This is a genomic window from Ruminiclostridium cellobioparum subsp. termitidis CT1112 (assembly GCF_000350485.1).
Lineage (GTDB): Bacteria > Bacillota > Clostridia > Acetivibrionales > DSM-1351 > Ruminiclostridium > Ruminiclostridium termitidis.
The window spans coordinates 39,313-54,308 of the sequence record NZ_AORV01000015.1 but is presented as its reverse complement, the minus strand read 5'-3'; the positions used below and the strand labels follow the sequence as shown (position 1 = coordinate 54,308).

At 40.0% G+C, this 14,996-nt stretch carries 15 protein-coding genes; 12 read left to right on the top strand and 3 right to left on the bottom strand.

Going from position 1 to position 14,996, the window contains the following annotated elements; all coding sequences use genetic code 11:
• Position 1 precedes the first annotated feature (1 nt).
• The 3 genes from CTER_RS02545 (at position 2) to CTER_RS02535 (ending at position 3,903) form a co-directional block, all read left to right on the top strand.
• On the top strand, positions 2-676 hold the full coding sequence (locus CTER_RS02545) for a response regulator transcription factor (protein ID WP_004623525.1): 675 nt from the start codon (positions 2-4) through the stop codon (positions 674-676).
• 51 nt (positions 677-727) lie between these two features.
• Positions 728-2,119 (top strand): sensor histidine kinase, encoded by a 1,392-nt coding sequence (locus tag CTER_RS02540; RefSeq protein WP_004623516.1) that lies wholly within the window; start codon positions 728-730, stop codon positions 2,117-2,119.
• Positions 2,120-2,259: 140 nt separating this feature from the next.
• The gene (locus CTER_RS02535) at positions 2,260-3,903 is read left to right on the top strand and encodes a vWA domain-containing protein (RefSeq protein WP_004623526.1); all 1,644 of its coding nucleotides are present in this window, start codon (positions 2,260-2,262) and stop codon (positions 3,901-3,903) included.
• 50 nt (positions 3,904-3,953) lie between these two features.
• Here the strand turns inward: CTER_RS02535 and CTER_RS02530 are convergent, their stop codons facing one another.
• The gene (locus tag CTER_RS02530) at positions 3,954-5,822 is read right to left on the bottom strand and encodes an APC family permease (RefSeq protein WP_004623468.1); all 1,869 of its coding nucleotides are present in this window, start codon (positions 5,820-5,822) and stop codon (positions 3,954-3,956) included.
• Between the two features lie 365 nt (positions 5,823-6,187).
• On the opposite strand from CTER_RS02530, the gene CTER_RS02525 reads away from it, so the two are divergent.
• Positions 6,188-6,856: an S-layer homology domain-containing protein gene (locus CTER_RS02525; protein ID WP_004623504.1), complete on the top strand. Its 669-nt coding sequence runs from the start codon at positions 6,188-6,190 to the stop codon at positions 6,854-6,856.
• Between the two features lie 96 nt (positions 6,857-6,952).
• Here CTER_RS02525 and CTER_RS02520 read toward each other — a convergent pair whose 3' ends face one another.
• Positions 6,953-8,275 carry a helix-turn-helix domain-containing protein gene (locus tag CTER_RS02520; protein WP_004623536.1) on the bottom strand — a complete coding sequence of 441 codons (1,323 nt, stop codon included), beginning with the start codon at positions 8,273-8,275 and terminating at the stop codon, positions 6,953-6,955.
• A 290-nt stretch (positions 8,276-8,565) separates the two neighbouring features.
• On the opposite strand from CTER_RS02520, the gene CTER_RS02515 reads away from it, so the two are divergent.
• The 6 genes from CTER_RS02515 (at position 8,566) to CTER_RS02490 (ending at position 13,015) form a co-directional block, all read left to right on the top strand.
• Complete coding sequence (locus tag CTER_RS02515) at positions 8,566-9,876, top strand: MFS transporter (RefSeq protein ID WP_004623589.1); 1,311 nt, start codon at positions 8,566-8,568, stop codon at positions 9,874-9,876.
• A 154-nt stretch (positions 9,877-10,030) separates the two neighbouring features.
• Positions 10,031-10,654 (top strand): hypothetical protein, encoded by a 624-nt coding sequence (locus CTER_RS02510; RefSeq protein ID WP_004623524.1) that lies wholly within the window; start codon positions 10,031-10,033, stop codon positions 10,652-10,654.
• A gap of 105 nt (positions 10,655-10,759) precedes the next feature.
• A complete protein-coding gene (locus CTER_RS02505) occupies positions 10,760-11,314 on the top strand; it encodes a PadR family transcriptional regulator (protein WP_004623539.1) in 555 nt (184 codons plus the stop codon).
• A 62-nt stretch (positions 11,315-11,376) separates the two neighbouring features.
• On the top strand, positions 11,377-12,105 hold the full coding sequence (locus CTER_RS02500) for an MBL fold metallo-hydrolase (protein WP_004623553.1): 729 nt from the start codon (positions 11,377-11,379) through the stop codon (positions 12,103-12,105).
• Positions 12,106-12,246: 141 nt separating this feature from the next.
• Entirely contained in the window at positions 12,247-12,525 is a 279-nt protein-coding gene (locus CTER_RS02495; protein WP_004623510.1) for a hypothetical protein, read from the top strand.
• The gene (locus CTER_RS02490; RefSeq protein WP_004623494.1) at positions 12,512-13,015 is read left to right on the top strand and encodes a GAF domain-containing protein; all 504 of its coding nucleotides are present in this window, start codon (positions 12,512-12,514) and stop codon (positions 13,013-13,015) included. Before CTER_RS02495 ends, CTER_RS02490 begins: the two co-directional genes overlap by 14 nt.
• A gap of 167 nt (positions 13,016-13,182) precedes the next feature.
• On the opposite strand, the gene CTER_RS02485 is transcribed toward CTER_RS02490, so the two are convergent.
• Positions 13,183-13,395, bottom strand: coding sequence for a hypothetical protein (locus tag CTER_RS02485; RefSeq protein ID WP_004623544.1), 213 nt, complete (start codon positions 13,393-13,395; stop codon positions 13,183-13,185).
• Between the two features lie 253 nt (positions 13,396-13,648).
• Here CTER_RS02485 and CTER_RS02480 point away from each other — a divergent pair, with 253 nt between their 5' ends.
• Positions 13,649-13,900, top strand: coding sequence for a hypothetical protein (locus tag CTER_RS02480; protein ID WP_004623569.1), 252 nt, complete (start codon positions 13,649-13,651; stop codon positions 13,898-13,900).
• Between the two features lie 324 nt (positions 13,901-14,224).
• Positions 14,225-14,932, top strand: coding sequence for an NfeD family membrane protein (locus tag CTER_RS02475; RefSeq protein WP_004623563.1), 708 nt, complete (start codon positions 14,225-14,227; stop codon positions 14,930-14,932).
• The last annotated feature ends 64 nt before the right edge of the window (positions 14,933-14,996 follow it).

Genomic DNA, 14,996 nt, shown 5'->3' with positions numbered 1-14,996 from the left:
TATGAAAAAGATATTGGTAGTAGATGACGAACCTTCCCTGAGAGATCTGGTGGAGCTGGTACTGAAACGGGAAAAATATGAGGTTGCCACGGCAGCTGACGGCAAAACGGCTTTGGCAATGGCGGAAGCCTTTAAACCGGACCTTATTTTACTGGATATAATGCTGCCTGACATGAGTGGTCATCAGGTCTGCAAACAGCTAAACACTAATAAAAGAATTCCCACTATTATGGTCACTGCCAGGCACGAAACAATAGACAAGGTTCTGGGATTGGAGCTGGGAGCAGACGATTATGTCACTAAGCCCTTTGAGATAATGGAGCTGCTGGCCAGGATCAAAGCACTGCTGCGAAGAGCCAATAAGGAGGAAGAAGCCGAGTCAATAACACACCTGGAGTTAAAGCTGGATATTGCCAATATGGCTGTCTATAAGAATGAAGAGGAAATTGTACTGACAGCCAAGGAATATCAGCTTCTGGAGCTGATGGCCCGGAACATGAGGAAAACCTTCAGCCGGGATGAACTGCTGCAAAAGGTTTGGGGCTATGACTACATGGGTGACAGCCGCGTGGTCGACATATGTATTGCCCGGCTGAGAAAAAAGATTGAAGATGACAGCGGCAGCCCGGCGCATATTGTGACGGTTTTTGGATTGGGCTACCGTTTCGGAGGTTAGAATGTGGCCGCTATGCGGCTCAAAGCCATAATATGGCTCATGGAGGTTAATATGAAGTTTAGCACGCGGCTGGTTCTGTATTATTCCCTGACCTCTGTGGTGGTGCTGCTCATAGTAGGAATTTTCGTTTTGAAAAGTATAGAGTCTTATTGGATCAACACCGTTGAGCAGCAGCTGATACAACAAAACAGCACCGTACAGGAATATATAAAACAGGTATTTTTATTTGAAAAAAACAGCAAAAAAGAACTGAATGAACAAAATGCCAAAATGACAGCGGCCAATCTGAGCTCCGGAATAGGGCAGCTCCTGATATACAATAATGATTTGCAGCTGCTGAGCGGACTGGTTGATGTCTTTGAGCATCCTGATTTTAATATGGGGGAATATGAAAAAAATGTCCTTATTCCCGCTCAGAAGGGCGAAACCGTTAATTATATACAAAATAATATATATTATATTTCTTCTCCTGTTGAAATGAATGGAAGAACTCTGGGTATTGTAGTAATCAATTACAAACTTGACCTGCTGAACCTGGTTTTAAATAAGGTTGTTTTATTTTTATGCGTTGGTGCGGGAATATTCTGTATGATTATTGTGGTCCTCAGTGTTTTTATATCCCGGAGACTGGCGGTGCCCATAAAAAAGCTTGTGACAACAACCGAAAAGTATGCCAAAAGGGACTTTGAAATGCTGAGCATTGAGCGGAATGATGAATTGGGACAGCTGAGCAGGAGTATCAATGATATGGGTATGCAGCTCAAGGAGCATATTGATCGTCAAAAGCAATTTGTTTCCAATGTATCACATGAGCTGCGGACACCACTGGCTGCAATTAAAGGGTACACCGAGTACCTGGCGGATGAGGTGATTGGGGAACCGGGGCTGGATAAAGTCATATATCACCTTAATAATGAAACTTCACGGCTGACAAACATGGTTAATGATCTTCTGCAGATGTCCAGGATGGATTCTTTCAAAGAGAAATTTACCTTTGAAAAAGTTAATTTGTCCTTTTTAATTGATGAAATTGCAGACCGGATGAAGGAAAGAGCTGCAGGGCACCAGATAGAACTGGTATGTAAAATATTCCCGAACATTTATATCAATGGGGATAAGGATAAATTAATTCAGGTTATGGTTAATCTATTGGATAATTCCATTAAGTATTCACCAACCGGTACCTCAGTAATAATACAGCTTACAGCAGATGATACCAACGCAATCATCACAATAACAGATGAGGGAATAGGAATACCGGAAGAAGATCTGGAAAAAGTATTTGACCGTTTCTATAGATCTCAGAATATTAAAGGGGCCGCAGGCAGCGGTCTTGGACTTTCAATATCCAGGGAAATCATTGAGAAGCACAATGGGAGAATTTTTTTGGATACTGCTGAAAAAGGAGGAACTATAGCCACTTTGATATTGCATCTGGCATGATCTGTCCGGCAATTTTTAATGTGTCATTGTATTATAATGTTACAATTTTGTTACAACATTGAATTAGAAAAGAAATAAGCCCAACATATAATGAAATTGAATTTAAAAACAGCAGAGATATAGATAAGGGGGGCTTAAAAATGAAAAGTTTATTAAATGGCATGAGAAGATCGGGAACTTTATGGTTATTACTTATTTTAATTTGTACGGTCCTTTTGGGCAGCTGCGGAAATTCAAACCGGGCAGACACGGCAGAAGCTACTGCAGGCAATAACAATGAAACCTTAAATGGTTATATAAGGCCTTCGGAAGATACTTATTCCATCGATGAAGATTCTGGAAACATAAGAGACGGCGGATCCCAAACTGCCGATAATGTAACTGAATCAGGCAAAGCGGTACAGTCACAGGATAAAAAATACAGAGGTACATATTTTAAGGACTATGGAGTGAATCCGTTCAAAGATGTAATGGAGCAGCCACAGTCAACATTTTCTCTGGATGTGGATACGGCTTCCTATTCCATAGCCAGAAAGTACATTAATTCAGGTTCTTTGCCGCCTAAGGACGCTATCAGGGTCGAAGAGTTTATAAACTATTTTAACCGGGATTATCCCGTCTCATCAGGAGACACCTTTTCAATTTTTACAGAGATGGCTCCTTCTGCTTTTAACAGGGGATATCATGTTCTGGAGGTCGGAATACAGGGTAAGGAGGTTTCTGCTGCCAATCTGAAAAGAACGGCACTGACCTTTGTTATTGATGTCTCCGGCTCCATGGGAATGGATAACAGGCTTACACTTGTCAAGAAGAGTCTTAAAATATTGGTGGATCAGATGGGCAAAAATGATAAAATCGGTATAGTGATTTATGGAACAAACGGAAGAAAGCTGTTGGAGCCGACTTCGGGAGATGACAAAAAACGTATACTTGGGGCTATTGATAAGCTGGAACCGGAGGGTTCCACCAATGCCGCCGAAGGTTTGATATTAGGTTACGATATGGCTTACAACAGCTTTATGGAAAATGGCAATAACAGAATAATTCTTTGCACCGACGGTGTGGCAAACCAGGGTATAACAAAAGCGGAAGATATTCTGAAAATGGTTGAGGATTATAAAGCAAAAGGAATAACTTTAACAACGCTTGGCTTCGGAATGGACAATTTTAATGACATATTCCTGGAGACACTTGCCGACAAAGGCGATGGTAATTATGCTTATATCGATACACTTGATGAGGCCGGGAAGGTCTTTATAGATCAACTGGCAGGTACATTGGAGGTCATAGCTAAAGACGCAAAGGCACAGATTGAATTCGATAAAAACAGTATTGAAAGTTACAGGCTTATAGGCTATGAAAACAGAGCGCTGGAAGATAAGGATTTCAGAAACAACAGTGTAGATGCGGGAGAGATCGGAGCGGGGCATGCAGTTACGGCATTATATGAGGTGAAGCTTAAGAATTCGGTGCAGGAATATATCGGTACGGTTAAGTTAAGATATAAGAACCCCGACACAGACAGAGTAACTGAAATAAGCAAAAATATAAAGTCTTCCTTAATCCGTGACAGTTTTTATAATGCGACTCCAAGATTCAAATTTATTACAATGGTGGCCCAGACCGCTGAAATTCTCAAGGGCAGTTCCTGGGCAAGCAATACAAGCCTTGAAGACGTATATAAGGTGTTAAAGGATGAAATGGGTGATATGGATTTAAACAAGGAAGATTCTGAGTTTGTAGACTTGATAAGGACCGCTGTTGAGATAAAGGGCAGGGATTGACAGATAAAAAGAGCTGGATGCGCAATAAAGGGTCATCCAGCTCTTTTCATCTATTTATATTTATGTGATTTAAGGACCCTGTCATCATCCTTCATTTGAAGAGGCATGGTACAGATAACAATATGTTTATGCCTGATGAGCTGCCTTTCTATTATAGCTCTTGTATGATTGTGAAGAGCGTTGTTCCACCACCTCTTTACCACAAACTGCGGCAGAATAACGGTAATGATATCTCCCTTCTGATAATCGTATTCGGCAGATTCTATAAACATCAGAAGAGGTTCAACTACCCTCCTGAAAGGTGAGTATTTGACAATTAAAGGTATATCGGTGTCCAGCATGTTGTATTTTTCACGTACTTTTTTGCCCTGTTCCTCATCAATAGAGACATTAAAAGCCACTACATTGTCTGAGATTGTTCTGGCATATCTCAATGCACGTATACTGGCCCTGTTTATACTTGCAATGGGCACAATAACTCTATTTGTATAAACATCTCTGGGGATACTGACATCCTTCAATTCTTCAGGGCTGATTTTTAACTGCTTATGCAGAGCCATGTAATGGGTCTTTACTTTCAGCATCAGGAAGATCATAACGGGGATAACAATTACAACGATCCAGGCTCCCATGGTGAACTTTGTTATTGCAATAACGATTACTATTACAAAGGTCACAAATGCCCCAAACCCGTTTATTGCCGCTTTAACGACCCAATTGTCACCCTTGTTTTTGATCCATCTGAAAAACATGCCGGCCTGGGACAGAGTAAATGATATAAAAACTCCAATGGCATATAGACCAATAAGTCTTGTTACATTGGCATTAAATATTAAAATAAGCAGGGCTGCTATAGCTGACAAAGAGATAATTCCATTTGAAAAACTTAATCTGTCCCCTCTCATACTCAGCTGCCTTGGGACATAACCCTCTCTTGCCATTACCGATATAAGATTTGGAAACCCGAAATATGCGGTATTGGCGGCCAGTACCAGAATGGCGAAGGAAAGAACGGTTATGGTGTAAAAGAATATATTTCTTCCGAAAATCATCTGGGCTATCTGGACCAGCATTGCACCCTTCTCGGGATTTATCGGATAGTAATTGACAATAATAGATGTTCCTCCGAAAACAATTAAAACCAGGGTTGACAAAAGAGCCAGCACCGCTTTTGCGTTTTTAGTGGAGGGTGCTTTGAAGTTTGGTACTGAGTTGCTCACGGCCTCGACGCCTGTAAGTGCAGCACAGCCGTTTGTAAATGCGCTGAGGATTAAAAACAGTGTTACAGGCTGAAAGCTGCTTTCATCCAAAACGAGGGGCTCCGGCTTATATCCTGCAAAAATCTTTATAACGCCTACAACAAGCATTAAAAGGATTGAAAAAATAAAGAAATAAGTAGGAAGGCTGAAAAGCTTGGCAGATTCCTTTATACCTCTCAGATTACCCAGCGTCATGAGTATTATTACAAGCACGCACAGGTAGGAGGTATATGGCTTCAAAACAGGAAATGCAGATACAATTTGCTGGACACCGGATGCAATACTTACAGCCACTGTCAGTATATAGCTGATGCACAGTGATGAACCGGCTGTAACTCCTGCAATCAAACCTATATTTTCTTTGGCAACCACATAAGCACCGCCGCCATTGGGGTAACAGTCGATTGTCTGGCGGTATGAAAGAGTCAAAATACCTAAAAGCACAATAATTGCCAGAGAAATGTAGGCCATGTATTTAAAGGCCAGAAAACCGGCAATGGGAAGTAAAACCAGCAGAATTTCCTGCCCTGCATAGGCAACAGAGGAAATTGCGTCGCTGGAGAGTATGGGCAGTCCCCACAAGACACCAAATTTTTCTCCTTGAATCTCTTCATTTTTTAATGGTCTGCCGATTAATAATCTTTTTAATCCTTTGTTCATAAAATCCACCTGCGTGTATCATATTATTGTATGCAAAGCATAAGCATATTCCTTTATTATAATTGATAGTTGGATAAATTTAAACAGTATTTATTTAATATTAGAATTTACTTATATCAAATGAATAATGTTTGGAAAATAGTTGATTTATCATACAACGGGTACAGTGAATATTGCGGCAAAGTTTTACCAGGCAGGAGGGAGCATACTGATTATTATGTGAATTATTATGTGAAAGTAATCATACTGAAATAAATCTGAGATAAATTTGAGATATATATTAGAGCTCTGAAATGGAACATTTTTCTTTTATATATTGTCTAATATTGCATAGTCCTTATAACAAGATAATAAGAGGTGATTTCATGACATTTAAAAAGAAAATAATTACACTTTCATCCGCAGCAGTTCTTTCACTCTCGGTTACACTCAGTGCAGTAGCAGTTTCAATACCATTTAAGGATTTGTCCGACGTACCTGCAAAGGATAAGATAATTTCACTGCAGGAGAGGGGAATTGTAGCAGGTACCAGTGAAGGTATATTTTCACCAAATTCAAGGGTGACAACAGTCCAGGCACTGCACATGCTGGTAAAAACTCTGGACTTGAACCTTAACCTGGTACGTTTTGCAAAAGAACCAAAAGCCACTGATTATTTTACCAAGGCCGATAATGATGCGTGGTATGCAAATGCTCTGATCACTGCTTCCGTTAATGGAGTAGAAGTAGATAAAGACATAGAAATGAACCGGTTTTGGACAAAAGAACAGTTCACAAACACCCTGGTTACTGCTATGGAAAGGCATTACAAACTGCCTTTGCCGAAAATCATGCCGCCTGAAATAAAGGATGCCGGCCAGATGTCGGAGCAGTATGGCGGGGTCATTCAAAGAGCGTTGATATATGGTGTCGCAGAGCTTGATGAAGAGGGGAATTTCTATCCCAAAGACGAGATTACCCGCGCCGAAGCTGCTGAATTGCTCTATAATGCCGTTGAACTTATCAAAGCACATTCGGAGGCAGCGGCTAATTAACAAGAAATGCAGGAATATAACAGCAATTTTAATATGCAAAGGCTCATAACACGATAAACAGGTTATGAGCCTTTAATGCGTTGGACGGTATGTGATTTAAAACAAAATGCTGCCGTTATTTACCTTCTCCTGGAGCTCGTTGGCAATTTTTAAAGCGGTAAAGGCGTTTTTGAAGTCACCTGCTTCTGAATAAATATCGCTTAACGCCTTATATGCGTTCAACAGAAATTTTGATTCCTTGAAAATGGACATTTTCTCAATCCCGTATTTAACTGCCTCAACGGCTTCGGCATACCTGCCGAGTTTGTTAAGTATCAGCCCTTCATATACTTTGGCCGACCACATGTTCAGATAGTCAAACCTGTGTGTCTCGCCGGATGGATAGTCTACCTTTACTATGCTTTCATATGCCTGACGGCAGCTGCCTGCCTGAAATAGTGCCCTGCCTCTGACAAGGTGGTATATGTATGTTTCACGTCCCAGGCAGAATTTGATTTTTTCCGAATATTCCAGGGCTCTTTCCCAATTATTTTCTTCCAGTGAAAAATATGCTTCAACAGTGTATATCTTTGCAATGCAAACATTATCTTCTGTAAACTCGGCATATTGTTTTGATTTATCGAGGTTTATTCTATACAGCTCCCGGTCGGAACTCAGATAATTAAAAATTGCATTGAGCCTGTACAATTCTCCGGTCTTGAAGTAAACGGACGTCCGGGAGGAAAGCTCTATTGTTTTGCTGATTGCATCGGATGCACTTTTCATATCTCCCACTGCAAAAAGCACCAATATTTTATAATAATACAATTCGATTTCAAACAAGGGTTCTTTATTTATTTCCTTGTCATATAACTCAAAAGCCTTTTCGGACAGTTTAAGGCATTCCTGGTAATCGAACTGCCGGTAGAAGCTGAAAGCCAGCTCGACATAGGCCTTTGCGGCTTCCACGTAAAGATTGGCGGAGACATATTGTTTAATGGATTTATTCAGACAGGCCCTGCTTTCCTCAATACGGCCTGAGCTGTTTAATTTACTTCCCAACTTTAATAAAAGGTCTGCATATGTCTTTTTATTAAAAAAACCTGTCAAATTATTTTCAGGAACATCAGCCAGCTGCTTTTGGGCAAGCTCAAGCTGATCTGAGTCTATTAATCGGTTGATTTCGGTTAATATAACCGTATCCTCATAAACAGACCGGTCCTGCTTGCCGCTTTCAACGTAATTTTCCTCAAGAAAATAGCTGACAGGTTTTCCTAGCCTGTCAGCAAGGTACTGAAGTGTTTTAAAGGATGGATTTGAAATATTGTTTTCAATCTGGCTTAACATACTTTTGGTCAATTCATTGCCGGCCAATTCAGATTGAGTCATTTTATGTGCTTTTCTAAGGGCTTTAATCTTCTCTCCTGCTTTATTTATCAAAACATCCATCCTTTCAAATCGTTTGTTAAACAAAATTTAACTTTATGATCAATCCTGTTACTGAATTATCTTGCTTAATAGAATTATAGTATATTTCTAGAAGATATACAATAGTCAGGTTAAAGCCGGATTATTAAAGTTTAATTATATTAAACAAATTTATTGACAATACTGGTTTTTGGGATTATCATGAAACATGAGTTAAATTAAATTAAACCTAATCTCTGAAATACCTGAATATTTCAGGATGTGACGATTATCAAAAATAATATTATTGAGGAGATATTCATATGGATTACTTGGAAAATGTACAGGGTGGGAAAAATAAAAAGAATACATATGCAGAAAAGTTAAATATAACTTTATATTTGACATCCAAAACTATTTCACTGCTTGGAACAAGTATTTATAATTTCGCACTATCGTTGTTCATACTGAAAATGACAGGCTCAGGTGCTTCCTTTGCATTGAACGTTCTGATCGGAATGCTGCCGAGAATAGTCCTGGGCCCCTTTGCCGGTGTGCTGGCGGATAGGATGGACCGGAAAAAGCTCACCATTGCTTTTGATATATTAAGCGGACTGATAGTTGCCGGGCTGCTGGGTTATTCGGAAATGGCCGGGTTCAAGATTCTCCAGATTTACATTGTCAGCTTTCTGCTGTCTGCAATAAATGTTTTTTATGACACATCCCTGCTGTCCTCGCTTCCAGATCTGGTGGATGACCGGAGCCTTGTAAAAATTAATTCCTTTACATCGACGGCAGGGGCTATTGCAGGTGTTATATCTCCTATAATTGCAGGAGTGATATTTGGAATGGTGAGCATTTATTTATTTTTAATCTTGAATGCCGCATCTTTTTTCATTTCAGCTGCCCTGGAATTTTTCATAAATTTTCACTTCAATCAAAAGAAAGATTCATCTGCAATTCCGGATATGAAGAACTTAAAAAACCTCAAACAGGAAATAAGCGAAATAATTAGTTTTTTGAAACAACAAAAAATAATTTGTTCATTGCTTAAGTATGTCCTGATCATAAATTTATTTCTCAATGCATGTCTCAACGTCGTTTATCCATATATCATCAACACTGTACTGAAAATGAATTCTACACATTTCGGAATATTTGAAGGCTGCTATTTCACTGGAATGATTGTCTGCTCGATTATACTCGGAAGCAGGAAAGAAAGCCGGAAGACAACAAAGGAACTTGCTGCCCAGCTTGCGCTGATCGGAATAATTGTTATAATGGTAGGTCTGCCGGTTTTGGGGCTTCCTGTGCTGAACCTTACAGTCGTATTGGTTGCCTATAACAGCATTCTTCTGCTTGGCTTGGGAGTGGTATTAGTTGCAATCAACACTCCCATATTGGTGGCACTTCAGAGATTGACTCCCGAAGAACTGAGGGGGAGATTAACAGGAATACTGGGGACTTTGGCCAATGGAATAGCGCCGCTTGGAATTATTATTACCGGGCTGACAATTGACAGGATACATCCGTTTATTATACTGTCGGTATCAGGACTGGTGATAATCCTGTCGGCAGTTTTTATGTACAGGGACAAAAAAGCCAATTTAATGCAGGCAATCCATGGGCTCTGAGTATATGCTCAAAGTGCTAAAAATTCAACAGATATACCGGCATTTAAAAATAGTATTGACATTGATGTACTGCCGGCCTATATAATGTAAATTAAGATAAATCAAGGAAATGAATACCGGTCAAATATTTACATGAAAAGAGAGGAACGGGTAAATGGCAAGCAAGCTTTCAAATTTTTGGTATTATTACAGGAATTATGTGATAGTGGGCGTACTTCTTCTTGTTACTGCAGTGGCGATTATTATACTTTCAAGCGGCGGTACCGAGCCTGATATTCAGATCGGATATGTTACCGACGGAAGGGAGATCGAAGAGAAGGCACAGGAGGATGTCAATAAATATTTTGAGACAGTTATCAAGGATGTCAATAATGACAGTAAGAAGGCTTTGGGTTTTGTGCCTCTGATGGGACCCAGGGTTGATCTTGAATTCTCCTCGGATGGTGCCCAGATTGTGCTTGTGGATGGGAATACTCTGCAAATATATAAAGAGCAGGGAGTTTTTGAACCTTTGGATGATGTGGCAAAAAGCCATGGACTGGATGTGGGCGATAACCCCGAAGTAATGTCGAAATTGGAGGGACAAAGCGATACGCATATATATGCCCTGCCCACCGAAAAAATCAAATTTCTGCTTGATCTGGGCTTTCCCGAAAAAGATTATTATTTGGCTGTCAGGGTTGAGTATAAGAAGGATGAGATAGCAAAAGCAAAAAATAAAAATGCTTATTCGGTCCTGGAAAAAATGTTTGATTATAAAGGCGTGGCACAAAACTAATACAAATTTAAATACATGCGAGATATTTTTATGTTATTGACAAAATGTATCAGAGTGATATACTTTTATTATATCACTCTGATACATTTTGTTTAAGGAGAACTTATGAAAAATAAAACGATGTACGCTGTGCTTGGAGTGCTCAGCCTGTTGGGGCCAATGTCGGGCTACGACATCAAGAAATTCTGCGACAAGAGTATATCCTACTTCTGGAATGAAAATTTCGGACATCTCTATCCGGTATTATCACGGCTGGAGAGTTCAGGACTTATTGCAAGGGATTCCCCCGATGAAGCTGTGAGAAGGAAAAGCTACCATATCACCGATAAAGGAGCTGCAGTTTTGAGAGCCTGGCTGGTTGAACCGGTGGAATACCAGCCTGAAAGATCTGAACTGCTTTTAAAATTATCCTTTGGCAACAGGATGGAACTCGAAGATATCCTGGCAATGCTTGAGGAGGCAAAGGTAAGGAACGAGCTTAAGTACAAACAGCTGGACCAGATTCACTCCTACTATATGGGCAGTGAAGATGCGAAGAAAAAGCCGCAGTACCCTTTCTGGCTGGCAGCCTTAAGATATGGGATAACTTCTCTTGAGGCATCACTTAAATGGTTTGATGAAACAAAAATTTTTCTGATGGATTATCATAAAAATCAATAAATACAAAATGGAGGTGGAGAGGCTAAGCCTCGTTTATTATGAAAGTAGAAGAAGGTTTTGCCGTGCTTGAATTGGAACCCAATGTTCCAAATATGGGATTTATTTATCCTGTTTTATTATGGGATGAAAAGGAGGTTGTACTAATTGATGCAGGACTGCCCGGTCAGACTCAAAGCATAATGGAACTCATAAAGAAGGAGGGGCTCCAGCCTGAGAAGCTCACGAAAATAATTATTACACATCAGGACATGGATCATATCGGGAGCCTGGCGCAAATTGTTAATACTGTAAATAACGATAGACCGGAAGAAAGTAAAATCCATGTATATTCACATGAACTTGAAAAGCCGTATATCCAGGCCGAACGGATGCCAATCAAATTTACGAAGGAAATGCTGGAGAAAAAGAGACAGGAACTGGCTCAATTGACCCCTGAACAGAGAAAAGAATATGATGAAATGTTTTCAAGCAATAAGCCAAAAGTGACGGATACACTTAATCACGGGCAGGTGCTGCCCTGCTGCGGCGATCTGAAGATTATCCATACTGCAGGACATACTCCCGGGCATATCAGCATATATCTTGAAAAATACAAAACCCTTATTGCAGGTGATGCACTGAATGCCGGCGATGGAAAGCTTGCGGGACCCAATCCGGTACATACCTATGATATGGTTCAGGCAAGAAAATCACTTGAGACCTTATTGGACTATGATATTGAAAGAGTGGTCTGCTACCACGGAGGACTTGTATCGGGAGAGATCGGAAATCAAATAAGGTTGTTTATATAAAACGTCCCTAAAACTTGATATTCGGATAAATTATTACCAAAATCCGCTGGTTATGTACATGTTATATGTGCTATAATTAATAGTATTATTGGGCAAATAAGATTTGTATGTTAATGTGGATATACGGAGGATTTATCATATATGGGTAAAGATATTCTTATTCCTGTAGTTGCGCTGGTGCTTATATTCGGGCCAAGATTGTTTCATGAGGTTAAGGATTACCTGCTGAAAAGACAGCAGCTAAAGGCTGAGATCGAACTGAAGGCCGAAGCTTTGAGACTTAAGAACAGCCTGGAACTTGAGAAATTCATAAACTCGGAAAATATTTTTAATACGCAAAATGACAGGAAACAGGCAAAAAAGGCTGAACCTGATGACAGTCTCAATCAAAAAAGGAATTCACAATATGAAAGATATTAATGTATCATGTCCCGAAGAAAAGGCTGAAATGTATAAGTTGCTCCACTCCCAGATGAAAGCATTGCTTGAAGGCGAGCATGATATGACTGCCAATCTGGCAAATGCGTCGGCACTTCTCAATGAAGTCCTGGACAATATCAACTGGGTCGGTTTTTACCTTTTGAAAAATGATGAGCTGATATTGGGCCCGTTTCAGGGGAAAGTGGCCTGTGTCCGTATTGCAGCAGGAAAAGGTGTATGCGGAACGGCGGTATCGGAAAACAAGACCCAGCTGGTTGAGGATGTGCACCGGTTCCCCGGGCATATAGCCTGTGACTCGGCCTCGAATTCCGAAATAGTTATTCCATTGAGGTGCGAGGGTAAGGTCGTCGGGGTTTTGGATATAGACAGTCCTTTAATAGGAAGATTTGATACTGAGGATGCTTCCGGACTGGAGAAGCTGGCCGGTGTCATTGAAGAGGCCTGTGACTGGATGCAGAACGGCAAATGAGAAGGTGTATACATGAAATTTTAGTGGAATACAAGTGTTTTAGCCGGCAAACCGCAGGGGTCTTTTGAACTGCCCGTGACGGGCTGTCCGGGCATTCTGCCCAGCCAAAACACTTGTATTCCAATATTGTTGCCATTGGGAACCACTTGAAGCTTTGCGCAATGTGGTTATTTGTTTCTCCAGGAACCGTCCTCGCAGCATACTGACTGTGTGCCGTCTTCGTTGACAATTATTGAACCCACAGCATGTCTCTTATGATCGTAGACACAGAAGGGATCCTTTCCGGCATTGCCGGACGGTTTTTGGGCCGCTGGTTTTACCTCGTTCTGCTCACTTATTATATTAACTGATATACTGTCCTGCTTTTTATGATTTTGCATTATATCAATCCTTTCAAAAATTTACTTGGGTCAATATAAATATGTGTAAATTTTATTAAAAACATTCAAATATATAATTCCAATATGATGTTATTAAGTTGTTATTGGACCGGCTATTAATAACTTCTTAAATAATTTGCATGAAAAGTAATATAATCTTCATAAAATCTACACAAATTATTAATAATTTTAAAGTATAATGTTTATGAAGCATTAAATGGTGGTATAAAATTATTGAAAGGAGTGTGTAGCTTTGTTGGATTCTAAAAAATGTTTGGAAATATATGAATTTTGCCAGCAGCAATATAAAAAGCTGGAAAAGAAAAACGGACTCTACAGTCCCAAACATGACAAAATTGTTATGGAACTTGCAGCTAAGGAGTTTCAAATGAGTGATGCAATCATAAATAAAGCATTTGATTTAGCTGCACAAACACTCAGTAAAAATAACAGGGCAAAGTCTGAGAAAATCATCAGAAATAAGCTGATCGGAAAAATGATTTAAACAATAAATACTTAAAAAGGGGCATTAACTACTTCGTTAATGCCTTTTTCAAAATAAGGCCGGAAACAACACCGGTTTATAGTCTAAACGTATGTCTCAAATTCTGGCAGCAGCGCAAAAACGAGAGAAATGGCAATAACAACACTAAATAAAAGCTTTGAACTGCACCTGTACACAAAGCAAATGCAAATGCTTAAAACAGTTGAGTTCATTCTAAATAAGTTCATATTGCTATTTGTGAAAAGCAAGTGATTCAGTTATAATTAAATCAATGAATTCAGAGGAAAATTTATACAATTGGTAAATGATGGGGGTGAAGGCGGTATGTATTACTTTTATATAGTAGTATTTTTGGTAGGGGTTTTTTACACCTTTGTATCTCTGGTGATCAGCGGTATATCAGGTGCCTTTCACGGAGGAGGGGATGTGGGCTCCGGCGTGGACGGACATTTCGGACATCACGGTCATGTGGATATAGGCCATGCTGAAATAGGGCATATCCATTCGGATGCCGGCAGCATGGGACAGGTAGACCACAGCCCGGGACACCACGGCGGTGACATGCATGGAGATCATGGTGCTCCTGAAAACACAGGAGGGTCCCATACCATATTATCCTGGTTTTCGGTATTGATTAACCCTTTGGTGGCCGTATCCTTTCTTACGGTTTTCGGCGGATTTGGAATAATGGGAGTCAAGCTTTCCAGCTGGAGTTCGGCAATTGTTTTTGCCGCAGCACTGATATCGGCCATATTTATTTCTGCCATCCTTTATAACTTTGTTGTAAAGCCTGTCTACAAAAGCGAAAACACCTCCAACGTATCAAGAGAGCAGTTGATAGGGATACAGGCTGAAGTTACGACCAATATTTTGGAAGAAGGCTTTGGCACCATTCAGTATACTGTCAATTCCTTAAAGTGTACCGGACCTGCCAGGCATATCGAAGATAAAGCCGTAAGCCAGGGACAGAGGGTAATCATCTGCAGGATTGAGAACAATACCTTTTATGTAAGCGAAATGCAGGAAATTTAGGCAAAAGATAAATTGATCTAATGTAATATATATTGTGTTATAGAAACTCCCGGCGGAAATTAAA

Excerpts from the sequence above, each read along its gene's own strand:
- CTER_RS02485 (WP_004623544.1), bottom strand. The coding sequence starts at position 13,395 with ATGCAAAATCATAAAAAGCAGGACAGTATATCAGTTAATATAATAAGT.
- CTER_RS02490 (WP_004623494.1), top strand. The coding sequence starts at position 12,512 with ATGAAAGATATTAATGTATCATGTCCCGAAGAAAAGGCTGAAATGTAT.
- CTER_RS02515 (WP_004623589.1), top strand. The coding sequence starts at position 8,566 with ATGGATTACTTGGAAAATGTACAGGGTGGGAAAAATAAAAAGAATACA.
- CTER_RS02530 (WP_004623468.1), bottom strand. The coding sequence starts at position 5,822 with ATGAACAAAGGATTAAAAAGATTATTAATCGGCAGACCATTAAAAAAT.
- CTER_RS02535 (WP_004623526.1), top strand. The coding sequence starts at position 2,260 with ATGAAAAGTTTATTAAATGGCATGAGAAGATCGGGAACTTTATGGTTA.
- CTER_RS02545 (WP_004623525.1), top strand. The coding sequence starts at position 2 with ATGAAAAAGATATTGGTAGTAGATGACGAACCTTCCCTGAGAGATCTG.
- CTER_RS02505 (WP_004623539.1), top strand. The coding sequence starts at position 10,760 with ATGAAAAATAAAACGATGTACGCTGTGCTTGGAGTGCTCAGCCTGTTG.
- CTER_RS02475 (WP_004623563.1), top strand. The coding sequence starts at position 14,225 with ATGTATTACTTTTATATAGTAGTATTTTTGGTAGGGGTTTTTTACACC.
- CTER_RS02525 (WP_004623504.1), top strand. The coding sequence starts at position 6,188 with ATGACATTTAAAAAGAAAATAATTACACTTTCATCCGCAGCAGTTCTT.
- CTER_RS02510 (WP_004623524.1), top strand. The coding sequence starts at position 10,031 with ATGGCAAGCAAGCTTTCAAATTTTTGGTATTATTACAGGAATTATGTG.
- CTER_RS02495 (WP_004623510.1), top strand. The coding sequence starts at position 12,247 with ATGGGTAAAGATATTCTTATTCCTGTAGTTGCGCTGGTGCTTATATTC.
- CTER_RS02540 (WP_004623516.1), top strand. The coding sequence starts at position 728 with ATGAAGTTTAGCACGCGGCTGGTTCTGTATTATTCCCTGACCTCTGTG.